The 23,010-nt window shown below is 73.1% G+C and carries 22 protein-coding genes; 10 read left to right on the top strand and 12 right to left on the bottom strand.

Annotated features, from left to right (window positions below; all coding sequences use genetic code 11):
* Window positions 1-106 precede the first annotated feature (106 nt).
* Window positions 107-1,018 carry a Bax inhibitor-1/YccA family protein gene (locus ACWDR0_RS14060; RefSeq protein ID WP_456351917.1) on the top strand — a complete coding sequence of 304 codons (912 nt, stop codon included), beginning with the start codon at window positions 107-109 and terminating at the stop codon, window positions 1,016-1,018.
* Window positions 1,019-1,182: 164 nt separating this feature from the next.
* On the opposite strand, the gene ACWDR0_RS14055 is transcribed toward ACWDR0_RS14060, so the two are convergent.
* Window positions 1,183-1,419 (bottom strand): DUF4287 domain-containing protein, encoded by a 237-nt coding sequence (locus tag ACWDR0_RS14055; protein WP_456351916.1) that lies wholly within the window; start codon window positions 1,417-1,419, stop codon window positions 1,183-1,185.
* 98 nt (window positions 1,420-1,517) lie between these two features.
* Between ACWDR0_RS14055 and ACWDR0_RS14050 the strand changes: the two genes are divergently transcribed.
* Window positions 1,518-1,883: a hypothetical protein gene (locus tag ACWDR0_RS14050; protein ID WP_456351915.1), complete on the top strand. Its 366-nt coding sequence runs from the start codon at window positions 1,518-1,520 to the stop codon at window positions 1,881-1,883.
* A 33-nt stretch (window positions 1,884-1,916) separates the two neighbouring features.
* Here the strand turns inward: ACWDR0_RS14050 and ACWDR0_RS14045 are convergent, their stop codons facing one another.
* The 5 genes from ACWDR0_RS14045 to ACWDR0_RS14025 all read right to left on the bottom strand — a co-directional run bounded on the left by ACWDR0_RS14045 (window position 1,917) and on the right by ACWDR0_RS14025 (window position 6,959).
* Window positions 1,917-2,783: a hypothetical protein gene (locus ACWDR0_RS14045; protein WP_456351961.1), complete on the bottom strand. Its 867-nt coding sequence runs from the start codon at window positions 2,781-2,783 to the stop codon at window positions 1,917-1,919.
* Between the two features lie 462 nt (window positions 2,784-3,245).
* Window positions 3,246-4,466, bottom strand: coding sequence for an acetyl-CoA C-acetyltransferase (locus tag ACWDR0_RS14040; protein WP_456351914.1), 1,221 nt, complete (start codon window positions 4,464-4,466; stop codon window positions 3,246-3,248).
* Window positions 4,467-4,656: 190 nt separating this feature from the next.
* The gene (locus ACWDR0_RS14035; RefSeq protein WP_456351913.1) at window positions 4,657-5,016 is read right to left on the bottom strand and encodes a hypothetical protein; all 360 of its coding nucleotides are present in this window, start codon (window positions 5,014-5,016) and stop codon (window positions 4,657-4,659) included.
* A gap of 333 nt (window positions 5,017-5,349) precedes the next feature.
* Window positions 5,350-5,706, bottom strand: coding sequence for a hypothetical protein (locus tag ACWDR0_RS14030; protein ID WP_456351912.1), 357 nt, complete (start codon window positions 5,704-5,706; stop codon window positions 5,350-5,352).
* A gap of 182 nt (window positions 5,707-5,888) precedes the next feature.
* The gene (locus ACWDR0_RS14025) at window positions 5,889-6,959 is read right to left on the bottom strand and encodes an SGNH/GDSL hydrolase family protein (protein ID WP_456351960.1); all 1,071 of its coding nucleotides are present in this window, start codon (window positions 6,957-6,959) and stop codon (window positions 5,889-5,891) included.
* A 149-nt stretch (window positions 6,960-7,108) separates the two neighbouring features.
* On the opposite strand from ACWDR0_RS14025, the gene ACWDR0_RS14020 reads away from it, so the two are divergent.
* Window positions 7,109-8,509, top strand: coding sequence for a cystathionine beta-synthase (locus tag ACWDR0_RS14020; RefSeq protein ID WP_456351911.1), 1,401 nt, complete (start codon window positions 7,109-7,111; stop codon window positions 8,507-8,509).
* Between the two features lie 479 nt (window positions 8,510-8,988).
* On the opposite strand, the gene ACWDR0_RS14015 is transcribed toward ACWDR0_RS14020, so the two are convergent.
* A complete protein-coding gene (locus ACWDR0_RS14015) occupies window positions 8,989-9,426 on the bottom strand; it encodes a hypothetical protein (protein WP_456351910.1) in 438 nt (145 codons plus the stop codon).
* 425 nt (window positions 9,427-9,851) lie between these two features.
* Between ACWDR0_RS14015 and ACWDR0_RS14010 the strand changes: the two genes are divergently transcribed.
* The gene (locus ACWDR0_RS14010; RefSeq protein WP_456351909.1) at window positions 9,852-10,691 is read left to right on the top strand and encodes a MurR/RpiR family transcriptional regulator; all 840 of its coding nucleotides are present in this window, start codon (window positions 9,852-9,854) and stop codon (window positions 10,689-10,691) included.
* A gap of 157 nt (window positions 10,692-10,848) precedes the next feature.
* Entirely contained in the window at window positions 10,849-11,427 is a 579-nt protein-coding gene (locus ACWDR0_RS14005; RefSeq protein ID WP_456351908.1) for a hypothetical protein, read from the top strand.
* A 119-nt stretch (window positions 11,428-11,546) separates the two neighbouring features.
* Here ACWDR0_RS14005 and ACWDR0_RS14000 read toward each other — a convergent pair whose 3' ends face one another.
* The 3 genes from ACWDR0_RS14000 to ACWDR0_RS13990 form a co-directional block, all read right to left on the bottom strand.
* Complete coding sequence (locus ACWDR0_RS14000) at window positions 11,547-11,756, bottom strand: hypothetical protein (RefSeq protein WP_456351907.1); 210 nt, start codon at window positions 11,754-11,756, stop codon at window positions 11,547-11,549.
* Complete coding sequence (locus tag ACWDR0_RS13995; RefSeq protein ID WP_456351906.1) at window positions 11,753-12,142, bottom strand: roadblock/LC7 domain-containing protein; 390 nt, start codon at window positions 12,140-12,142, stop codon at window positions 11,753-11,755. Before ACWDR0_RS13995 ends, ACWDR0_RS14000 begins: the two co-directional genes overlap by 4 nt.
* Before the next feature lie 176 nt (window positions 12,143-12,318).
* The gene (locus ACWDR0_RS13990; protein WP_456351905.1) at window positions 12,319-13,704 is read right to left on the bottom strand and encodes a diaminopimelate decarboxylase; all 1,386 of its coding nucleotides are present in this window, start codon (window positions 13,702-13,704) and stop codon (window positions 12,319-12,321) included.
* 151 nt (window positions 13,705-13,855) lie between these two features.
* On the opposite strand from ACWDR0_RS13990, the gene hutU reads away from it, so the two are divergent.
* The 5 genes from hutU (at window position 13,856) to ACWDR0_RS13965 (ending at window position 20,558) form a co-directional block, all read left to right on the top strand.
* Window positions 13,856-15,649 carry a urocanate hydratase gene (hutU, locus tag ACWDR0_RS13985; RefSeq protein WP_456351904.1) on the top strand — a complete coding sequence of 598 codons (1,794 nt, stop codon included), beginning with the start codon at window positions 13,856-13,858 and terminating at the stop codon, window positions 15,647-15,649.
* Window positions 15,646-16,884, top strand: a complete 1,239-nt coding sequence (locus ACWDR0_RS13980; protein ID WP_456351903.1) for an allantoate amidohydrolase — start codon at window positions 15,646-15,648, stop codon at window positions 16,882-16,884. Before hutU ends, ACWDR0_RS13980 begins: the two co-directional genes overlap by 4 nt.
* Window positions 16,869-18,251 carry a formimidoylglutamate deiminase gene (locus ACWDR0_RS13975; RefSeq protein ID WP_456351902.1) on the top strand — a complete coding sequence of 461 codons (1,383 nt, stop codon included), beginning with the start codon at window positions 16,869-16,871 and terminating at the stop codon, window positions 18,249-18,251. The genes ACWDR0_RS13980 and ACWDR0_RS13975 overlap by 16 nt, the downstream gene beginning before the upstream one ends.
* A gap of 112 nt (window positions 18,252-18,363) precedes the next feature.
* Window positions 18,364-19,566 carry an imidazolonepropionase gene (gene hutI, locus ACWDR0_RS13970; protein ID WP_456351901.1) on the top strand — a complete coding sequence of 401 codons (1,203 nt, stop codon included), beginning with the start codon at window positions 18,364-18,366 and terminating at the stop codon, window positions 19,564-19,566.
* An 89-nt stretch (window positions 19,567-19,655) separates the two neighbouring features.
* Window positions 19,656-20,558, top strand: coding sequence for a GNAT family N-acetyltransferase (locus tag ACWDR0_RS13965; RefSeq protein WP_456351900.1), 903 nt, complete (start codon window positions 19,656-19,658; stop codon window positions 20,556-20,558).
* 25 nt (window positions 20,559-20,583) lie between these two features.
* On the opposite strand, the gene ACWDR0_RS13960 is transcribed toward ACWDR0_RS13965, so the two are convergent.
* Both ACWDR0_RS13960 and ACWDR0_RS13955 read right to left on the bottom strand, forming a co-directional pair.
* Complete coding sequence (locus ACWDR0_RS13960; RefSeq protein ID WP_456351899.1) at window positions 20,584-21,477, bottom strand: SDR family oxidoreductase; 894 nt, start codon at window positions 21,475-21,477, stop codon at window positions 20,584-20,586.
* 141 nt (window positions 21,478-21,618) lie between these two features.
* Window positions 21,619-22,968, bottom strand: coding sequence for a TerD family protein (locus ACWDR0_RS13955; protein WP_456351898.1), 1,350 nt, complete (start codon window positions 22,966-22,968; stop codon window positions 21,619-21,621).
* Window positions 22,969-23,010: the final 42 nt, after the last annotated feature.

Genomic DNA, 23,010 nt, shown 5'->3' with positions numbered 1-23,010 from the left:
AAAGGGTCACGATCCGGAAAGATCCTCCGTTGGCACGAGGGCCTGATCTTTGCCCTCCGATTACTCTTGTCGCTAAGGCCGCGCAGGGCGGCCATGAAGGAGTGAAATGAGGAGCAGTAACCCGGTCTTCTCGCGACGGGGGTTCAGCCGCGACAACGGCATGGCGGGCTTCAACGCGCAGCCGCAGGCCGGGGGCGCCGCCGTAGGAACCAACCCGTACGCCCAGGGCACCGGCAACCCCTACGCCCAGGGCACCACCACCGGCAACCCGTACGCCACCAACCCGTACGCGCCGACGGACGCCCAGCCCGACAGCGGCCAGCAGCAGCGCTCCGGCGCCATGACGATCGACGACGTCGTCTCGCGCACCGCGATGACGCTCGGTACCGTCGTGGTCACCGCCGCGCTCGCGTGGATGCTGCTCCCGGTCGACGAGGACAACCTCGGCAAGTCGTACGGGATCGCGATCGGCGCCGCGCTGGTGGCCTTCGTCCTGGCGATGGTCCAGTCCTTCAAGGCCAAGCCCGTCCCGGCGCTGATCCTGGCCTACGCGGCCTTCGAGGGCGTTTTCCTCGGTGTGATCTCCAGCGCCGTCAGCACCTACATCAGCCCGGGCGTCGTCGCCCAGGCCGTGCTCGGCACCATGGCGGTCTTCGCCGGTGTGCTGGTCGCGTACAAGATGCGCTGGATCCGGGTCAACCGCCGGTTCTACGGCTTTGTGATCGGCGCCGCGATCGGCTTCATGCTGCTGATGGCCGTCAACCTCCTCGTCGCCCTGATCGGCGGCGGTGACGGTCTGGGCCTGCGCAGCGGTGGCCTCGGCATCCTCTTCGGTGTCATCGGCATCATCCTCGGCGCCTGCTTCCTCGCCCTCGACTTCAAGCAGGTCGAGGACGGGATCACCTACGGCGCGCCGCGCAAGGAGGCCTGGTTCGCCGCCTTCGGCCTCACCATGACGCTGGTGTGGATCTACCTGGAGATGCTCCGGGTGCTGTCGATCCTCCAGGGCGACGACTGACCGGTCCGCAGGTCACCACGGTGACCGCCGGCTGACGAAGGACCCGCGGGCGCAAGCCCGCGGGTCCTTTCCGTTTCCCCGTTCCCCGTTGATCCGTACTGCTCCGCCCGGTACTGCCGCTCGGCGTCGCTCCGCGGGCCCTCCCGGGGCGCCGCGGGCGCCGCCTAGAGGAGTCTGCGCGCGGCCCGCCGGAGGTCGTACTCGTGGATGATCGCCTTTGCGTGGCCGTACGACAGTTGGTGCTCACTCCGGAGCCAGCTCACCTTCTCCTCGAATCGGATGAGAGAAGGGCCTTCCTCGACGGTGTGCAGCCATTCCGAGATCTCACGGCCGGTGCAATGGGGAATGCGGGAGAGCAGATTGCGGTGGGTCTCTTCGGAGAAGACAGGGGCTGGGGACATCGGCGCCTCCGGACGCGTTGCGCGTGTGCTCCTTCCCGACACCGTGCCCGAGGGTTCGCGTATTGGCAACAGTCCGCGGAGTGTGCATAGGCTGCGCTGTGCTTGATACGACCCCCCTGCTCGATGCCGTCGACCGGTTCGCCGACACCCTGCGCGCGGCCCCCCAGAGCCGCCTGGCGCGCGGAGCGGCGGCGGAAGGACTGGCACTGGCCAGGGAATTGGCACGGCGTGCCCAGCTTCTGGAGGAGCCGGACCGGGAGCCCCGGACGATGCCCGACGCCGGTCTGTTCGCGGTCGCGGACCAAGTGCTGGTGGCCGGAGCGGATTTCTCCGAGGCGCTGAGATCCGAGGCACTGAGAACGGCCCCGTCCGCGGGGACCGCCGCGGGAGCGGCGGACCCGGATCTGATCCTGGACGAGGCCGTGGCACTGGTGCTGGCGGCGAAGCGCCGCGCCTTTCCCTGAGCGGGCGCCGGGCCCGGCCCGGGGCCGGGGAGGCTAGAGGGAGGCGATGACCCGGTCCGCGAGGACGTAGACCGGCTCCTCGCCGCAGAGGAACGTGAGCGCGTACGCGCCGAACACCCCGGACCCGCCGAGCAGTACGGGGGTGTCGCCGCCCCGCAGCGCCCGGGCGAGCCGCTCGGCGGTCTCCCGGTGGCCGGGGGTCATACAGAGCGTCGTACCGTCCACGAAGACGTACACGTCGAGCGTGCCGAGCGGTCCGGGCCGTACGTCGGCCAGCTCGGTCCGCGCCTCCGCCAGCTCGGCCAGCCGGGCCACCGTGCTCTCGTGGTCCGTGGGGGCCGGCGACTGCGCCGGGACGAAGTCGGGGTGCGAGGGGTGCCGGCGGCGGGCGGCGGCCAGCTCGGGGGAGTCCTCGGGGTACTCGGGGGCGTCCGGCGCCTCGGCGATATCGGCGAGCTCCGCCAGCTCCTCCAGCGCCTCGGCCATGTCGTAGTCGACGGCCTCCAGGCCGACGAGATCCGCCTGCCGGGGTACGAAGAAGGGCAGCTCGTCACCGGGCGCCCCGGCCGACCCGGGCGCCGACACCCCGCCCACCAGCGGCGCGGGCGCGTCGGCGGCGTCCCTGGCCTCCTGGGCGGCCCAGAAGGCCCGGGCCTCGGCCAGCTCCCGCTCCCGCTCCTCGGCCAGCGCCTCGGCGACGGCCGCGCGTATCTCGGAGGCAGGGGTGTGCCGCGCCTGCGGCACGGAGGCGGCGGCGGTCGCGGCCGCCGTGGCGGTGGCCCGGGCGGCGACGGTGACGGCGGACAGTTCGGTGCGCAGAGCCGTGACCTGGCGGCGCAGCCCGTGGGCGGCATGCAGAGCAGCGACGCCCACGGCCGTGGCAGCGGCCGTGGTCAGCAGCAGAGCAAGAGACAAGGCGCTCACTGGCGTACTCCCGGTTTCGTCGACACCCCCGACTTCCTACCTCAGCTTGCAAGGGTGGTGCCGGTCCTGTCAGTGCAATACGTCACGAATTGGACAGGACTTTTGGCCCGGGGTTTATCGTGTAGACGCCGCTGACCTGCGGAAATGTAGCAGAGGGAGGGGTTAGGTCACAGCCTGGGTGAGTTTCCATCACGGCTGGAGAACGCGGTTGTTTCCGCGCCGGACCAGCCCCTCCGCTACTGCGTATCCGCGCGTGTTTTTGGTCGGGATGGGCTTCGCGTCCGCTGTGGGCAGGTGCCGCCCTCGTTCCTCGGGCGACCCCTACCCTCCGCTACCGCTCAGCTCATCCTCTGGTGTTTTTGGTCGGGATGGGCTTCGCGTCCGCTGTGGGCAGGTGCCGCCCTCGTTCCTCGGGCGACCCCTACCCTCCGCTACCGCTCAGCTCATCCTCTCCAGGACCATCGCCATTCCCTGGCCGCCACCCACGCACATCGTCTCCAGCGCGAACTGCTTGTCGTGGAACTGGAGGCTGTTGATCAGGGTGGCGGTGATCCGGGCGCCGGTCATGCCGTACGGGTGGCCCACCGCGATCGCGCCGCCGTTGACGTTCAGCTTGTCGAGGTCGATCCCGAGGTCGCGGTAGGAGGGGATCACCTGTGCCGCGAAGGCCTCGTTGATCTCGACCAGGTCGATATCGCCGATCGTCAGCCCCGCCCGGGCCAGCGCCTGCTTCGACGCCTCCACCGGGCCGTAGCCCATGATCTCGGGGGAGAGCGCCGAGACGCCCGTGGAGACGATCCTGGCCAGCGGGGTCAGGCCGAGCTGCCGTGCCTTGGTGTCGCTCATGATCACCAGGGCGGCGGCGCCGTCGTTGAGGGGGCAGCAGTTGCCCGCGGTGATCAGGCCGTCCGGGCGGAACACCGGCTTCAGGCCCTCGACGCCCTCCAGCGTGACGCCCGCGCGGGGGCCGTCGTCCTGGCTGACCACGGTGCCGTCCGGGGTGGTCACCGGGGTGATCTCGCGCTCCCAGAATCCCGCCGCGATGGCCGCCTCCGCGAGGTTCTGCGACCGTACGCCGAACTCGTCCATCTCCCGGCGGGTGACGCCCTTCAGCCGGGCCAGGTTCTCCGCGGTCTGCCCCATGGCGATGTACGGGTCGGGCAGCAGCCCGTCCTCGCGCGGGTCGTGCCACTCGTCCGCCCCGCCCTCCGCGACCCGGGCGGTCCGCGCCTGGGCCTCGGCGAAGAGGGGGTTCTGGGTGTCCGGCAGTCCGTCCGACGACCCCTTGGCGAAGCGGGACACCATCTCGACCCCGGCCGAGACGAAGACATCGCCCTCCCCGGCCTTGATGGCGTGCAGCGCCATCCGGGAGGTCTGGAGGGAGGAGGAGCAGTAGCGGGTGATCGTGCAGCCCGGGAGGTGGTCGAGCCCCATCCGTACGGCGACGATCCGGGCCAGGTTGTAGCCCTGCTCGCCACCGGGCAGACCGCAGCCGAGCATCAGATCGTCGATCTCGGCGGGGTCGAGGCCCGGGACCTTGTCCAGGGCGGCCTGGATGATCGTCGCGGTCAGATCGTCGGCCCTCAGCTCCTTGAGGGAGCCCTTGAAGGCCCGGCCGATCGGACTGCGGGCGGCGGAAACGATGACGGCTTCGGGCATCACGGCTCCAGGTGGAGGGGGCGGACTCGATGGAAGCTACCGCCAGGTAGCAGCGGGGTCACGAGTGCCGGAGTGTGACGGTCGCCTCAATTCTAAGCGCCCGCTCAGTACTTTCCCCAGGGGGCTACCCCGCCCCTTCGTCGCCTGCTCCCCGGGCCGCGCCGCCCGGCCCGGGGAAGTCTTCCCGGGTTTATACGGGCCGCATGCACCTGGCCGGGGCGTAGCCCTTGTGCCCGCTCCAGTTGATGATCACCCACTGGTCGCCGCCGCCGCACTGGCCGGCGGGGTTGCCGTTCGTCGGCACGCTGCACCCGGTCCGGCGGCCCCCGACCGGGATGGAGCCCAGATAACGCCCGGAGTTGCTCGGCGTGCTCCTGACGTCGGTCAGGTAGTTCGCCTGCCAGGAGCGCTCGGTGCCGATGATGCAGTAGAAGGGGGCGGGTACTTCCGGGTCGGGCACGGTGGCCGTGGACGCCTGGGCCGACGGGGTCATCAGGGTTATCGCGGCGGCGAGAGCGGCACCGGCGGCCAGGATCGCGCGTGAGCGCATCGGGAATCCTCCAGAGGTGGATGTACGGGCCATGTGGCGGTCCATGGTCACTCGGGCCCAGGTGGGAGCACCTCTGATGACGCGGTGATAGTGCATGCTGCACGGAAAGTCATCTGCCGGAAGCCTATTTCCCGCCAGCGGGGGCCGGTGCGACAAGCCACCGGCACCCGTACGGCGCACGGGCCGGGGCCTGTGCATTGAGGTTTCCTCCGGCCCCGACCGCCCGGGGAACGCTCAGCCCCGGCCCGCCCGGAAGCGCGGCAGGCGCGAATCAGGGGCTGCACAGGCCGTGAGGGTCATGCCCATCGCCGCCTCCGCTCATCCCGTCACGGCTTACAGCCTGGTCATGCAGGCCTGCTTGGAGTAGCCCTTCTGTCCGTTCCAGTTGACCGCGACCCATCGGTTCGAGAGCGTGCCGCAACTCGAGTAGCTGTTTCCGATGACGTACGCCGCACAGCCCGTCCTGGTGCTCCCCTGGTTGACCTGCCCCCAGCTTGTTCCGCCTTCGGATGCCACGGAGCGCACCAGGACCGTTTCGTCGGCCCGCCAGGTCGCCGTTCCGCCGGTACCGCAACTGAAGGCCACGGCGGGCCCGGCGTCCAGTGCCGGTGCCGCCTGGGCGGAGGGTGCGGTCAGGAGCGCCGTAGCGGCGAGTGCGGCACCGGACGCCAGGATGGAAGCAGCGCGCATGGGGGAATTCCTCCGGGGTTGGTTGTAGAGGCCAATCGGAGGACATCGTTACCCGCTGATGTATGCCGGCACCGCTGATCACACGGTGATGATGTGTGCTGCACGGAAAGTCGTCACAGGGAACTCTGCTTCCCGCCGAAGGTGGCGGGAAGCAGTGCGTCCTGACGGTTCCCAGGAATTCCTCAGCCGCGATGTGCCCGGAAGCGCATCCGGTGGGAGTCCGGCTTCGGGGGAGTGCCGCCCGCCGGATGCTCCGGGGGGCCGGGCGGGTCCTCCGGTGCCCCGGCCGGGGGCTCCGCCGAGCGGTCCGCCGGGAGGCGGCGACGGCGGCGGTGTTTGAGGAGGGCCCAGGGGGCGCGGGCCGCCGTGACCTCTGTGCCGGCCTCCTGGGCCGCCGTGGCCGCCGCCTTGGCCACCGGGAGCATGCTCTCGTCCCGGGCGGCCTCCAGCCGGTCCGCCTCCGGCCAGAGGCCGAGGGTCGCGCAGACCGTGGGGAGCATGGCCATCGCCGCCGTCGCATACCCCTCGGCCGAGGGGTGGTAGTTGTCGACGGAGAACATCTCGCGCGGATTCGCCGCGAACTCCGGCCCCAGCAGATCGCCCAGCGATACCGTCCGGCCGCCCTGCTCCACGGTGACGATCGTCTGGGCCGCGGCCAGCTGGCGGGAGACCCGGCGGGCCAGCCAGCGCAGCGGCTGGTAGACCGGTTCGATCGTGCCCAGGTCGGGGCAGGTGCCGACGACGACCTCCGCGCCCGCCGTGCGGAGCCGCCGGACCGCCGCCGCGAGATGCCGGACGGATTCCGTCGGCGGCATCCGGTGCGTGACATCGTTGGCCCCGATCATGATCACGCAGACGTCGGGCAGCCGGGAGGTGTCCGCCAGCAGCATCGTCACCTGGCGGTCGAGATCGTCGGAGCGGGCCCCCGGAAGGGCGACATTGACCACGTCCACCGGGCGCTCGGCGACCGCCGCCAGGCCGGAGGCCAGCAGGGCCGCCGGGGTCTGGCCGGCCCGGCGTACGCCTTGTCCGGCCGCCGTGGAGTCGCCGAGCAGGCCGAGGAAGAGCGGCCCGGTGCGGCCGAAGGCCAGTCCGTAGAGCCCGTCGCCGCGCGGCGGGAGCGGGGCGACCCCGCCGCCCACCGAGCGCTTCGCCAGCTGGACCTCCGCCAGCACGAGCCCCACCGCCGCGACGCCGACCAGACCGATGCCGCCACCGCCGTAGGCCGCGCCCGCGGCGATCCGCCGTGCCACTCTCGCTCCCGACACCGCTCACCTCCAGTCGTCTCCGGCCGTCAAGAGCTAACTGCCCGGTAACCGGCACCGCCCAATCACGGTCGTGGCCGCATACGCTTTAGCGCACCCTCTCAGCACCTTTCAGTCGGAGACCCCGGAGAACAATTGTGCGCTTTCACGATTCGATGATCAGCCTGGTCGGCAACACCCCGCTGGTGAAGCTGAACAGCGTGACCGAGGGCATCCAGGCGACCGTCCTGGCCAAGGTCGAGTACTTCAACCCCGGCGGCTCGGTCAAGGACCGGATCGCCCTGCGCATGATCGAGGCGGCGGAGGAGAGCGGCGCTCTGCTGCCCGGGGGCACCATTGTGGAGCCGACCAGCGGAAACACCGGTGTCGGACTGGCGATCGTGGCCCAGCAGAAGGGCTACAAGTGCATCTTCGTCTGCCCGGACAAGGTGTCCACCGACAAGATCAACGTCCTGCGCGCCTACGGTGCCGAGGTCGTCGTCTGCCCCACCGCCGTGGACCCGGAGCACCCGGATTCGTATTACAACGTCTCCGACCGGCTGGTCCGGGAGACCCCGGGGGCATGGAAGCCCGACCAGTACTCCAACCCCAACAATCCCCGTTCGCACTACGAGACCACCGGTCCCGAACTGTGGGAACAGACCGAGGGAAAGATCACCCATTTCGTCGCGGGCGTCGGCACCGGCGGCACCATCTCCGGCACCGGCCGCTACCTCAAGGAGGCGAGCGAGGGCCGGGTCCGGATCGTGGGCGCGGACCCGGAGGGCTCCGTCTACAGCGGTGGCTCGGGCCGTCCGTATCTCGTCGAGGGCGTCGGTGAGGACTTCTGGCCGACCGCCTACGACGCAAGCGTGACGGACGAGATCGTCGCGGTCTCCGACAAGGACTCCTTCCAGATGACCCGCCGTCTCGCCAAGGAGGAGGGCCTCCTGGTCGGCGGCTCCTGCGGGATGGCGGTCGTGGCGGCGCTGCGGGTCGCCGAGGGGCTCGGCCCCGACGATGTGGTGGTCGTGCTGCTGCCGGACAGCGGGCGCGGCTATCTGTCGAAGATCTTCAACGACGAGTGGATGGCGGACTACGGCTTCCTGGAGGAGGCCGGGCCCGCCGCGTCCGTCGGGGACGTCCTGCGGCACAAGGAGGGCGGGAAGATGCCCAGCCTGGTGCATATGCACCCGGAGGAGACCGTCGGCGAGGCCATCGAGGTGCTGCGGGAGTACGCCGTCTCCCAGATGCCCATCGTGAAGCCGGGCGCCGGGCACCCGGACGTGATGGCCGCCGAGGTCATCGGCTCCGTCGTGGAGCGGGAGCTGCTGGGCGCCCTCTACACCGGGCGGGCCGCCCTGACCGACCCGCTGGAGAAGCATATGAGCGCCCCGCTGCCGCAGGTCGGCTCCGGTGAGCCGGTCTCCGATCTGATGGCGGTGCTGAGCGACCCGGCGAGCGCGGCGGACGCGGCGATCGTCCTGGTGGAGGGGAAGCCCATGGGCGTTGTCAGCCGCCAGGACCTGCTCTCCTTCCTCGCGGGCGGCGGCAAGTAGCACCTCCCGTTCATCGCGGGTGGCGGCACGTAGCACCTTCGGGAGCCGGTTCACAGAGCTGGAACGCGGGTTTCACACAGCCGCAGCACCCGGTTAACAAGGATCGGGGAGAGTGGAGGTATCGGTAACGGGGGCCCGTCCAGGGGCGGGCCTCCGCCGATGCCCAGCAGGCGTCTCGGAACCTCCGGAGCGGCTCCCGGCCCGAAGACGCCCGACGCGGCGGTGACCAGCCGGATGACGGCCGGGTCCGGTCGCGTCCTACGCGGGGGCCGCCGACGTCCCGACCCCGGGCAGGCGGCCCGGGGTGTGCGGCGGCCCCCGCGTATTCCCGTACGGCCCACACTCGTACGGGATCCGGCGCCGCGCCTCTCACCAGAGCGCGGTCCGGAAGCAGGCGTGCCCGGAACCCGCCGGGTGCCGGGGCGGTGGCGGTCAGGCCTCCCCGGTGTCGGTGTCGGCCGGATCCCGCCGGGTGCCGGTCATATCTCCCAGTCGGAGCCCGAACCGTCCCGGCCCTTGCCGGCCTCCGCCCGGCGGCGCCACGGGAAGCCCCGGGCCGCATGGACGAAGTTGACCCCGACGATGCCCAGCCAGGCCACCACCAGACCCTTGAATCCGGCGTTGACCACACCTATCGCGGTCAGCGGGATCGCCAGGATCATCGAGATGATGCCGAAGCCGAACCGCTCGCCGAAATTGGAGTCCACCGGCTGCTGGGGGCGGGCGCCGCGCGCCACCACCATCTGCTGCTCGGCCAGTTGTCTGCGGACGCGGCGGTCCACCGTGCCGTCCACGCGCTGCTCCACCTTCTCCAGGAACGAGTCGACGAGCGCGGACTCGTACTCCTCGCCCAGGTCGCGGCGCGCGTGCAACGTCGCGTCGAGTTCTCTCTTCAGCTCTGGATCGCGGGCTTCCATACCTCCACGCTACGGTTCCGCTCCACCTCCGTCATTGGGGTTACCCCCCGTTCTTCAGGGCGGGCTGCCGGGAGGGCGAGAGGAGGGCGACGGGAGGGCGCGGGGAGGAGTGCCGGGCGGGCTGTCGGAAGGTCCGTCAACCGGCGCTGCCCGGCACCCACCGGCACCCACCGGCATCGCCCGGGCCGCCCGACCGGCCCCCCGGTGCTGCATATGGTCATGCAGAGCAGGGTGTGGCTGAATAGACGGGTGGCTCCGCGGCCCCCGGGACGAGCACGGAACGAGCACCGGACGACCCCGGGACCGGCCCGGGACGAGCGAAGGATCAGCCCGGGACCGGCCCGGGACCGGCCCGGGACCGGCCCGGGACGAGCGCGGGGGAGCGCGGGACCAGCCCGGGACGAGCGGAAGACGAGGACCACGGCATGACGGACAGCCCCGCCGCGAAGCTGCAGCAGCTCTTCGAGGGGCACCGGCTCACCCCCACCCAGCGCCGGATCGCCCACAGCATGGTCCGGCGCGCCGCCGATGTGCCCTTCCTGTCCAGCGTGGAGCTGGCCGAGGTCGCCGGGGTCAGCCAGCCCTCGGTCACCCGGTTCGCCGTCGCGCTCGGCTTCGACGGCTACCCGGCGCTGCGCAGATATCTGCGGGAGGCCGTCCCGGCCGGTGGCCCCGGGCCCGCCGGGGACTCCCTCAACGAGTACCAGCAGGCGGTCCGGGCCGAGATCGAGAACCTGCGGCACCTCGGTGAACTCCTCGCCGACCCGGCGCCCGTGGTGCGCGCCGCCGGGCTGCTCGCCGCCTCCCGCCCGCTGCCCGTCCTCGGCCTCCGGGCCGCCGCCGCGCAGGCCCGCGGTTTCGCTTACTTCGCGGCCAAGGTCCATCCCGATGTCCGCCTCCTCGACGAGGGCGGCTCGCTGCTCGCCGACCGGATCGACCATGCCCGCCGGGCGGGTGCCACCGCCCTGCTCTGCTTCGCACTGCCCCGCCACCCCCGCGAGGTGGTGGACGCCCTGCGGTACGCCCGCGCCGCCGGGCTGACCGTCGTCACCGTCGCGGACTCCGCGTTCGCGCCGGTCGCCGCGGTCAGCGAGGTGCTGATCCCCGCCGCCGTGGGCACCGGCCTCTCCTTCGACACGGCCTGCGCCCCGATGTTGCTGGGCCGGGTGCTCCTGGAGGCCATGTGCGACGAACTGCCGGACGCGCAGGCGCGGTTGGAGGAGTTCGACGCCGGGGCGGCGGCACGCTCCCTCTTTGCGGAGTAGCTCCGGAGCGGACCGGCCGGAAGGGTCGCAAAGGCCGGAAGGGGCATAAGGGGTGATCCGCCGTTCTCAGGCAGCGCTCAGAAACCACCGCTAACCTCCCCCGCAGAACGGGGCACGGCAGCGGTGGAAGCAGTGGCGGAAGCGGAAGGAGTACGGCGTGGGACGCGGGGCGCAGTCGCTGGCGAGGGTGGCAGTGGTCGTACGGGCGGGCGCGGCGCCCCTGTGGTGGCTGGGGCTGCTGGGCGCGGCCGTCGGCGGGCTGGTGCCGGGGCTGACCGGCCGCCGGATCGGGCTGCTGACCGGGGCGGCGCTCTTCCTGATCGCCCTGGCGGTGGTCTCCGTCGTACGCCGCGGCCGCTACACCCACTTCGCGGACGCGGCGACCCGCGCGGGGCGCTCCGATGTCCTCCAGGACCGTGCCGTGACGCTGAAGGTGCGCCGCCGCGCCCTGCGCTGGTGGCTGCTGGGGGCCTTCGCCGCGGCGGTCGTCAGCTCCTTCGTACTGCCCGGCGCGCTGGGCCTGCTGCTGGCGGGTGCCGGTGCGGGGCTCTGGGCGAAGGCGCTCTGGCTGGGCCGCCGGGAGCGCGATACGGAGACCCTGCTCTGGATCCGTACGGACTGGACGGCCCGCGGTCCGGTCGGCAAGCAGGTGAAGGGCTTCCGTACGACGGGCATCGCCGCGGGCGACGCGGCCCCGGGCGGCGCCCGCAGGCGGACCGCGCCGAAGCGCCGCTGAGCGCTCCGCGGGTGGGGGATGCGGCGCCCCGGGGTGCGGGCACCCGCGAGGTGCCGGGCGGGGCGGGCGCCGGTCTCACCCGCCGCGCCCCGGGGCGCCCGCACCCCCGGCGGAGCCGTTCAGCACGCCAGGCACGGCACCGAGACCGGGCCGCGGGTGCCGTCCGTCACCAGGACATGGACGCCGAGCGCGCCGCACTCCGGGCACGGGGTCCGGTCGTGGCGGCGGAACGCGCGGGTGATCTCCCGGTCCACATGGTCCGCGAGTTCGCCGTAGCGGGGGTCCGTCCAGTCGGCCCGGCGGCCGCCGAGCCCGCCGCCGGCCGTCATGAGCCCGGGTACGCGCGTCGCGGGCGGCCGTCGAGCAGGTCGCCGATCCGGGCGCCGGAGCGGCGGGCCTCCCGGTGGAGCCGGTCGATATTGACCCGCGGCCCCGCCAGCAGGGTCAGTACGGCGGACGAGCCCGCCGCGTAGGTCGCCACGTACCCCCGCTCCCCGCGGACCAGCATGTCCTGGAACCGGCCCTGTCCGCCCGCCTCGGTGAGCCGTACGCAGACCCCGTGTGCGGCGGCGGTCAGCGCGGCCACCCCTTCCGGGTTCCCCGCGTCGGCCCCGAGCACCAGGCCGTTGGTGCCGGCCGCGAGGACTCCGGTGAGCTGCGGCACGCACCGCCTCAGCCGTCTGAGTTCGTCGAGCACGTTCTCCTCGGCCGCCACCAGTCGCCTCCTCCCCGCGCGCGGGTCCGCGCGCAACGGCACGGCAGTGACGAGAAGACTACGCAACGTGGTTGCTCCCGGCAGAAGTTGTGGCATTTTCCAACGGAACTTGCCGGGCGGCGGGTAGAGTGCCCGCCCCCGGATCGCCCGTCGCCCCCTTCCGGGCCCGGCCCCCGCTACAGCAGCGCGCCCCGCAGCGCCCCGCCCGACTCCGCGACGATCTCCGCCACCGTCTGTGCTTCCCGTACGGCGGCGAACGACACCCGCCCCTCCGGGCCGGTCTCCCGGAAGCCGTACACCCCGGGCCGCGGCAGGCTGTTGTAGCCGTAGTGGTTGGAGAAGTAGTACGCCCCGGTGTCCAGCGCCGCGACCACGTCCCCGGCCGCCAGCGGCGGCAGCGCCCGCCCCTGCGCCAGCAGGTCGCCCGCGAAGCAGGCCGGGCCCGCCACGTCCTGCACCACGTCCGGTCCCGTCTTCGGCCGGCCCGTGCCGTCGTACGCGGCGATCCGCAGCGGCCAGGACTCCGGGTCGTACACGGTCCTGGTGGCGACCTGAACTCCCGCGTGGGTCAGCGCGATCGGACGGCCGCCGGACTCCTTCGCGTACTCGACCCGGGCGAGGATCAGCCCGTGCTTGGCCAGCAGCGACCGGCCGAACTCGGTGACGATGCCGTACCGCCCGTCCAGTAGTCCGGGGACCTCCGCCTTCAGCAGGCGGGCGTACTCCCCGAACGACGGCGTGTCCTCGTCGGAGCCGAAGTTCACCGGCAGTCCGCCGCCGATGTCGATGGTGTCGATCTGCTGTCGCCCGGCCGCCGTGTTGATCTCCTCGGCCAGCTCGTACACCTCCCGTACGCCCGCCGTCATCCGCTCCATGGGCACGCCCTGCGAACCGGAGTGGGTGTGCAGCCGGGTGAGCCACGGCCGGTCCAGGCAGAGCCGGACGAGTTCCTTGCGGGCGCCCTTGTCGCGGAGCGCGAAACCGAATTTGGAGGTCGCGGTCGCCGTCGACAGCGCGCCGATCGCGCCCGCGCCGACCTGCGCGTTCACCCGCAGCCCCAGCGGCGGTACGGCGCCGGTCCCGGCGGCCCCCGAAGTTCCGTCTCCCGAAGCCCCGGCGCCCGGGGGGCCGCCGCCCACCAGTGCGTCCAGCCGCGCCACTTCCTGCACGTTGTCGGCGTTGAGCGCGATCCCCAGCTCCAGCGCCTCGCGCAGCTCGCCCCCGGTCTTGGCGGGGGAGTCCAGCACGATCCGCTCGGGCGGGATCCCGGCCGCCCGGGCCAGGGCGAGTTCGCCGGGGCTGGCCACCTCCGCGCCGATGCCCTCGGCGTTCAGCAGCGCCAGTACGGGCACGAGCGGCGCTGCCTTCACGGCAAAGGCGTGCAGCACCGGCGCATCCGTCACCGCCTCGAAGGCGGCGCGCAGCGCAGCAGCGGAACTGCGTATTCCGGTGGTGTCCAGCAGTGCGGCGACCACCTGGTCCCCGTCGAGCAGCCCCTGCTCGACGGCGGCGCGCACCGCCGCGTCCCGGCGGCGGGCACGTTCACGTCCTTCGAGAGTCATGTGGTTCAGCCAACCATTTTCCGCCGCCCGGACGCGAGTGTTGACTAGCCCTATTCATCGGATCAGGATGTGAATAGTTCGAGTCGGGGCCGGTGGTGCGCTCGCGCGCCCGCGGACCGGTCCGAGGCCGCCGGAGCAAGGAGGGCACACCATGTCAGGAGCCGCACCCGGATCCGAGCCCGGGCCCCGGCCCGTTCGCGCCCCGCGCGGCCCGCGGCTCACCACCCCGGGCTGGCCGCAGGAGGCCGCCCTGCGCATGCTCCACAACAACCTCGACCCCGAAGTCGCCGAACACCCCGACCGGCTCGTCGTCTACGGCGGCACCGGCAAGGCGGCCCGCGACTGGCGCTCCTTCGACGCGATGGCCCGCACCCTGACCACCCTCAAGGCCGACGAGACGATGCTCGTCCAGTCCGGCCGGCCGGTCGGTGTGATGCAGACCCACGAATGGGCCCCGCGGGTCCTGATCGCCAACTCCAACCTGGTCGGGGACTGGGCCACCTGGGAGGAGTTCCGCCGGCTCGAAGCCCTCGGGCTCACCATGTACGGCCAGATGACCGCGGGTTCGTGGATCTACATCGGCACGCAGGGCATCCTCCAGGGCACGTACGAGACCTTTGCCGCCGTCGCCGCCAAACGCTTCGGCGGCAGCCTGGCCGGGACCATCACCCTCACCGCCGGACTCGGCGGTATGGGCGGCGCCCAGCCGCTCGCCGTCACCATGAACGACGGCGTCGCCATCTGCATCGACTGCGACCCGCGCGCCATCGAACGCCGGATCGAGCACCGCTATCTCGATATCCGCGCCGACTCCGTGGAACACGCCCTGCGGCTCGCCGTCGAGGCGCGGGACGCCCGCCGCCCGCTCTCCGTCGGCCTCCTCGGCAATGCCGCCGAACTGCTGCCGCGGCTGCTGGCCGAGGGCGCGCCGGTCGATATCGTCACCGACCAGACCTCGGCCCACGACCCCCTCGCCTATCTGCCCGCCGGGATGGACTTCGACGAGATGGCGACGGCGGCCGCGAAGGACCCGGCCGGATTCACCGAGCGGGCCCGGGAGTCCATGGCCCGGCATGTCGAGGCGATGGTCGGCTTCCAGGACGCGGGCGCCGAGGTCTTCGACTACGGCAACTCCATCCGGGGCGAGGCGAAACTCGCCGGATACGGACGGGCCTTCGACTTCCCCGGCTTCGTACCGGCCTATATCCGGCCGCTGTTCTGCGAGGGCAAGGGGCCCTTCCGCTGGGCCGCGCTCTCCGGCGACCCCGCCGATATCGCGAAGACCGACCGGGCGGTCCTCGACCTGTTCCCGGAGAACGAGTCCCTCGCCCGGTGGATCCGGCTCGCGGGCGAACGCGTCCGCTTCCAGGGGCTGCCCGCCCGGATCTGCTGGCTGGGCCAGGGCGAGCGCGACCGCGCCGGTGAACGCTTCAACGACATGGTCGCGAGCGGCGAACTGGCCGCGCCGGTCGTCATCGGGCGCGACCACCTGGACTGCGGTTCGGTGGCCTCCCCGTACCGCGAGACGGAGGCCATGCTCGACGGCTCCGACGCCATCGCCGACTGGCCGCTGCTGAACGCCATGGTCAATGTGGCCTCCGGCGCCTCCTGGGTCTCCATTCACCACGGCGGCGGCGTCGGGATGGGCCGCTCCCTCCACGCGGGCCAGGTCACGGTCGCCGACGGCACCCCGCTGGCCGGGGAGAAGATCCGGCGGGTGCTGACGAACGACCCGGGCATGGGCGTCATCCGCCATGTCGACGCCGGGTACGAGACGGCGGAGACGGTCGCGCGGGAGCGGGGGGTACGGATCCCGATGCGCGAAGGTCTCGGGCGACCGGCGGGCGCGGACGGCTCCGGTGCGGTGGGTGCGGACGGCCCCGGGCGACCGGCGGAGACGGCTCCCGGTACCGTCCCCGCCGCCGGCCGGGAGGCCCGCGCATGACGGCCCCCGCCGCCCCCGTCGGCCCCTCCTTCCACACCATGTGGAAGGAGCTGGCCCCCGTCGGCCGCTCCGCCCGCACCGGCGGCTACCGGCGGCACGCCTGGACCGGCGCCGACGCCGACTGCCGTACCTGGTTCCAGGAGCAGGCCGAGGCACGCGGACTCGCCTACGAGACCGACCGCAACGGCAACCAGTGGGCCTGGCTGGGCGACCCCGCCGCCGGGAACGCCGTGGTCACCGGCTCCCACCTCGACTCCGTACCGGACGGCGGCGCCTTCGACGGCCCCCTCGGCGTGGTCTCCGCCTTCGCCGCCCTCGACGAACTCCGCTCCCGGGGCGCCGCCTTCCGCCGCCCCGTCGGGATCGTGAACTTCGGCGACGAGGAGGGCGCCCGCTTCGGGCTGGCCTGCGTCGGCTCCCGGCTCACCGCCGGGGCCCTCACCAAGGAGGCCGCGTACCGGCTGACGGACGCGGACGGGGTGACCCTGCCCGAGGCCATGGAGCACGCCGGATACGACCCCTCGGCCATCGGCCCCGACCCCGCGCGGCTCGCCCGGATCGGCGCCTTCGTCGAACTCCACATCGAGCAGGGCCGCGCCCTCGACCTCACCGGCCACCGCATCGGCCTCGCCTCCGCGATCTGGCCGCACGGCCGCTGGCGCTTCGATTTCGCGGGCGAAGCCAACCATGCGGGCACCACCCGGATCGCCGACCGCCGCGACCCCATGCCGGGCTTCGCGGAGACCGTGCTGGCCGCCCGCCGCGAGGCCGAACGGACCGGCGCCGTGGCGACCTTCGGCCGGGTCCTGGTCGAACCGAACGGCGTCAACGCCATCCCGTCCCTGGTCCGCGGCTGGCTGGACGCCCGGGCGGCCGATCCGCAGGTACTGGACGAGGTGGTGGCCGCCGTGGAGGCCGCGGCCCGGGAGCGGGCCGCCCGCGACCGTGTCGATGTGACGCTGGTACGGGAGTCCTTCACCCCGGTGGTGGAGTTCGCCCACACCCTGCGCGACGAACTCGCCGCACTCCTCGGCGGCTCCGTACCGGTCCTCGGCACCGGCGCGGGCCATGACGCGGGCATCCTCTCCGGCGCCGTCCCGACGGCGATGCTGTTCGTCCGCAACCCGACCGGTGTCTCCCACTCCCCGGCGGAGACGGCGTCCGAGGACGACTGCACGGCCGGAGTGCTGGCCCTGGCGGACGTACTGGAGGGGCTGGCATGCGGGAGCCGCTGACCGCCGCGGAGGGCAGCCGGACCTTCTGGGCCGAGTACGCCTGGCTCGGGGACCGCGCCGAGCCCGGCGTCGTCCTCGACACCGGGGCCGACGGGCTGATCAGCGCCGTACGGACCGGATTCGACGCCCCGCCGCCCGGCGCCGTACGGCTCGGCGGGCTCACCCTCCCCGGGCTCGCCAACACCCACTCCCACGCCTTCCACCGGGCCCTGCGCGGCACCGTCCAGGTCGGCTCCGGCACCTTCTGGACCTGGCGCGAGGTCATGTACCGGGTCGCGGCCCGGCTCACCCCCGACAGCTACCACGCCCTCGCCCGCGCGGTGTACGCGGAGATGGCGCTCGCGGGCATCACCGCGGTCGGCGAGTTCCACTATCTCCACCACGGCCCCGACGGCACCCCGTACGCCGACCCCAACGCCATGGGCGAGGCGCTGACCGAAGCCGCCCGGGACGCGGGCGTACGGATCACCCTCCTCGACACCGTCTATCTCCACGGCGGCCTCACCGCGGGCGGCCACCGGCCCCTCGAAGGCCCCCAGATCCGCTTCGGCGACGGTTCGGCCGATGCCTGGTACGAGCGGTGGACCCGGCTCCGGGAGCGGGCGGACGGCGACCGCGTCACCGTCGGCGCCGCCGTCCACTCGGTCCGCGCCTTCGCCGAGAGCGACGGCTGGGCGGCCTTCGCCGAACGCACCGACGGCGTACCCGTCCATGTCCACCTCTCCGAACAGCCCGCCGAGAACGAGGCCTGTCTCGCGGTCCACGGCGTCACCCCCACCGCCCTCCTCGACCGCCACGGCTTCTGGAAACCCACCGCCACCGCCGTCCATGCCACCCATCTCACCGATGACGACATCCGGATCCTCGGCGCGTCCGGCGCGGGCGTCTGCATGTGCCCCACCACCGAACGCGACCTCGCCGACGGCATCGGCCCGGCCGCCGCCCTCGGCCGCGCGGGCTGCCCGCTGAGCCTCGGCAGTGACAGCCACGCCGTGATCGACATCCTCGAAGAGGCCCGGGCGATGGAGCTGGACGAGCGGCTGCGGACCCGTACCCGCGGCCACTGGACGGCCGCCGCCCTGCTGCGGGCCGCCACCGGGGACGGGCACGCCGCCCTCGGCCGCCCCGGCGCGGGCCGGCTGGAGCCCGGGGCGCCCGCCGACTTCACGGCCGTCGCGCTCGACACCGTACGGACGGCCGGTCCGGTACCGCGGCTCGCCGCCGAGGCGGTCGTCTTCGCGGCGACGGCGGCGGACGTCCGGGACGTGGTGGTCGGCGGCCGTACCGTGGTCGCCGGGGGAGTCCACCTGACCGTGCCGGACACCGCGGAGGAGCTGGCCCGGACGATCGCGGCGGTGACGGCCTGATGCCGGTGGCGCCCGTGTCCCCGCACCGGTCCGAAGCGGTACCGGCCGCCCCCGTCGCCGTACCGCCACTCGTGAACCACTCCCGTCCCCTCCCCAGCACCGGAGCCGCACCATGAGCCCCGCTCCCACCGTCCCCGCGCCCACCACCCTCGTCACCAACATCGGCAGCCTCGTCACCAACGACCCCGGCACCGGTGCCGACGACACGCCCCTCGGGCTGGTCCACGACGCGGCCGTCGTCATCGCCGGGGACCGGTTCGTCTGGGCCGGTCCGGCGGACCGGGCGCCCGCGGCCGACGAGCGGTACGACGCCGGGGGCCGGGCCGCACTCCCCGGGTTCGTCGACTCCCACTCGCATCTCGTCTTCGCGGGCGACCGCACCGCCGAGTTCAACGCCCGGATGTCCGGCCGCCCCTACCGCGCGGGCGGCATCCGGACCACCGTCGCCGCGACCCGCGCCGCCTCCGACGCCGCGCTCGAAGCCAATGTCACCCGCTATCTCGCCGAGGCCCTGCGCCAGGGCACCACCACCTTCGAAACCAAGTCCGGCTACGGCCTCACCGTCGAGGACGAGGCCCGCGCCCTGCGGATCGCGGCCCGGCACACCGACGAGACGACCTATCTGGGCGCGCATATCGTCGCCCCCGAGTACGCCGACGACCCCGCGGGCTACGTCGACCTGGTCACCGGCCCGATGCTGGACGCCTGCGCGCCGTACGCCCGCTGGGTGGACGTCTTCTGCGAGAAGGGCGCCTTCGACGGCGACCAGGCCCGGGCCGTGCTCACCGCGGGGGCGGCGAAGGGCCTGGTCCCCCGGGTGCACGCCAATCAGCTCGGCCACGGACCCGGCGTACAGCTCGCGGTGGAGCTGGCGGCCGCCAGCGCCGACCACTGCACCCACCTGTCGGACGCCGATGTCGACGCCCTGGCGAGCGCGAGCGGTACGACGGTCGCCACCCTGCTGCCCGGCGCCGAGTTCTCCACCCGCGCCGTCTGGCCGGACGCCCGCAGGCTGCTGGACGCGGGCGCCACGGTCGCGCTCTCCACGGACTGCAACCCCGGTTCGTCGTTCACCTCGTCCATGCCGTTCTGTATCGCCCTGGCGGTACGGGACATGGGGATGACGCCCGACGAGGCGCTCTGGTCCGCCACCGCGGGCGGCGCGGCGGCCCTGCGCCGTACCGACATCGGGCGGGTCGCCGTCGGGGCCCGCGCCGATCTGGTCCTTCTCGACGCGCCCAGCCATGTCCATCTGGCGTACCGGCCGGGGGTTCCGCTGGTCCGGGAGGTGTGGCGGGCGGGCGTCCGGAGCTGAGGCGGGCAGCCGGGGCAGGGCAGGACCGGGGCGGGACGGCCCTCCCGATAACTCCCTGCGCCGCCCGCCCACTTCGGCGACCATGCAGCATGCACTCAGCGAACTGGCAGCTCACCGAGGACGTCGACGCCTTCCTGGACCGGGCCGGGGACTTTCTGCGGTCCCGTCCCGCCCTCCACAACACCCCGCTCACCACGCTCGAAAAACTGCGGAAACCGGCCGACGGCGCGCCCGCCGCCGGCCCGACCCTCCTCGGCAGGCTGGAAAGCGCCCCCGACGCGGACGGCGCGGATGGCGAGGAAGGCGCGGACACGGTCGACGGCGTGAACGCGGTCTTCTATCTCCCCCCGTCCAACCGGCTCGGCCTCACCCCCCTCTCCCCGGAGCAGGCCGATGCCCTCGCCGCCCGTCTGCACGGCCTCGGCCGTACCGTCGCCGGTGTCGTCGCCGAGGACACCACCGCGACCGCCTTCGCCGAGGCATGGCAGCGCCGCACCGGCGCGGTGCCGGAGCTGTTCCAGCGGTGGCACCTCTACCGTCTCGGCACCCTCGTCCCGCCGGATCCGCGGCCGGAGGGCCGGGGCCGCCGCGCGGGCGAAGAGGACCTCGGCGAGGTGATCCGGATGTGCGCCGAGTTCTGCGAGACCGTCGGGGAGACCCCCGTCCCGACCGCCGCCACCTGGGCGGGAACCCGCTTCGGGGACCGGCACTACACCTTCTGGGAGACCCCCGACGGCACCCCCGCCTCTATCGCCGCGGCGACCACGATGGTCGCGGGCATGGTCCGGGTGGACCCCGTCTACACCCCGGCCCCGCTCCGGGGCCGCGGCTACGCGGCCGCCGTGACGGCCGAGATCAGCAGGGCCGCGCTGGCCGGGGGCGCCACCGACGTGGTCCTCTACACCGACCCGGCGAACCCCACCAGCAATGCCCTCTACCAGCGGCTCGGCTATGTCCGGATCACCGATCTGAAGGGCTACCACCTCCGCTGACGGAGGTCCCCCGCGCGGCGCGGCGTCAGAAGCGCAGATGGGCGTACGTCTCCGGACGGGCCTCCAGGAACTCCGCGAACGACTGCGCCGGGCGTCCCGTCAGCCGGGGCACGGCGTCCGAGACCAGGGCCTGCTCGCCCGCCGCGATCGCCTCGTAGGAGCTGACCCAGCCCTCGACCTCCCACTCCGGGGCGCCGAAGGAGGAGCGGGATTCGTACGCCTCGTCGTGGTTCTCCGGTACGTAGGTCACCGTACGGCCGGAGAACCGCGAGAGCTGCTCCGCGGCCTGCGCCAGGGTGAGCGCCGACGGGCCGGTGAGGTCGTACACGGCACTGTCGTGCCCCTCGCCGAGGAGTACGGAGACGGCCGCGTCCGCCACATCGTCCAGGGAGACCGCCGACACCCGGCCCTGCCCCGCCGGACCCCGGATCACCCCGTCGGCGCCCGCCATCCCGGCCAGGCCCTCCTGGTAGAAGCTGTCCCGCAGGAAGGTGTACCGCAGGGACGAGGCGCGGATGTACTCCTCGGTGTACCAGTGGTCGCGGGCGAAGGTGAACGTCGCCTTCGGGGAGGCGCCCAGGAACGACACGTACACCACCCGCTCCACCCCGGCCGCCAGCGCCGAGTCCACCGCGATCTGGTGCTCCCGGACCCGGCCCGGGTCCTCGTGCCCGGAGACCAGGAACAGCGTCCCGACGCCCTTGCAGGCCCGGCGCATGCCCTCCTCGTCGCCGTACGACGCGATCCCCGCGGTGCTGCACCCCGCCAGCCGCGGCAGCCGTCCGGGGTCCCGCCCCACCAGCCGGACCGCCGTCCCGCGGTCCGCGAGCCCCTTGGCGACCCGGCCGCCGAGCCGCCCGGAGGCCCCGGTGACGGCGATGACGGGCGCGGCGGGATCGGCGGGGGCGGTGCTGCTCATGGCGGCGGTCCTTCCGGCGGGGCGGCGTGGGTACGACGGCGTACGGGGCCAGTGTCCGCGATCACCGCCCACGGCGCAGTCCGGGCGCCGCCCGCCGGGGGACGGCCCGGCCCGCACGGGCCCGTACGGGCTCAGGCGGGCTCAGACGGGCCGGGCCTTCATGTTCCAGGCCCCGTCCGCACGCAGCTTCAGCAGCAGCGGGCCCTTGGGCATCGGGCAGCTCATCCGGACATTGTCGACCTCGTTGACCAGCAGGATCTCGTCTTTCGGGAGCTTGTTCCCGGCGTCGGCGACCTGGTAGCCGTACATCGTGAGATGGCCGTCCGACTTGGCGCGGAAGACCAGATCGGCCAGCGGACCGGTGTAGCGCACCACCTCGTCGCCCCGGCCCTCCAGCGGGCCGTCGAGCAGCCGGGCGGCGCTCAGCGGCAGGACCGACAGGGTCCACCGCCGGTCGCAGCGGACCTTGAGCCGGAGACGGCGGCCCTCGGGGACGACGGCGAGCGCGCGGTGCCGCGGATCCTTCAGGGTGGTGTTGATGACGAGGTCGTCGTCCTTGTTCCGCTTGTCGAGTGTGTATACGTACACGTATTCGTCGCCGGTGGTCTCGAACTCGACGATCACCGGGCCGGGCGGCACGTTCGACGGCACCGTGACGACCTGGCTGCCGCGCTCCTTCACGGTGTAGGGCCGGAACTCGGCACCGAAGTCCCAGCCGCCGGGCCTCGCGGGGACGGCCGGTGCGGGGGCGGGGGCGGGCACCACGGGGGCGGGCGGCCCGCTGCGGAGCTGCTGCACCTGCGGGACGGCGGCCTCGTACCCGGTCTTCGGCGCATGCGGCTGGAGTGCGGCGAAGGCGGGGGCGGCGGGGGCGCCGGGGGCGCCGTGCGGCGGGAAGTACGGCGCCGGTGCGGCCAGGGGCGCCGGGAAAACCGGCGGGGCTACGGGCGCGGGGGCCGGGAGAACCGGCGGGTGTACGGGGGCGGAGGCCGCGGCTCCCGCCCCGGCGACCTCCAGCCCGTAGTCGGTGGCCAGCCCGGCGAGTCCGCTGTCCCAGCCCTGCCCGACGGCGCGGAACTTCCAGCCGCCGGCCTTCCGGTAGAACTCGCCCAGCACACAGGCGGTCTCGGTGGTCGCGTCGGTGAGGGCGTACCGGACGACCATCGTGCCGTCGGGCGCGAAGGCCGCGACCGTCGGCCCGGCCGGGTGCAGCGGCCCGCCCCCGGAGGACGCGGCGATCAGGATCCGGTCCACCCCGGGCTCGACCGCGGGCAGGTCGACCTGGAGCCAGTCGGCGCCGTCGTGCGGCCCGAGGTGGTGTACGGCGCCGGACGGATGCCGGGGCTGCCCCTGGAAGACCAGGTCGGCATCGCCTCGTACCCGCCCCTGCTCCGTCAGCAGCAGTACCGAGGCGTTCAGCCCCCGCATGACCCCGACCCGCAACGGTACGGACGGGACAAAGGAGTTCGCTCCCTTGAGAAGGTCCGTCATCTCTCCTGCTCCTCTGCCTTTCGGTCTCTCTGTTCCCCGCCG

Source organism: Streptomyces sp. NPDC003691 (assembly GCF_053981115.1).
The sequence above is the reverse complement of the archived record's forward strand: the minus strand, read 5'-3'. Positions and strand labels throughout refer to the sequence as shown.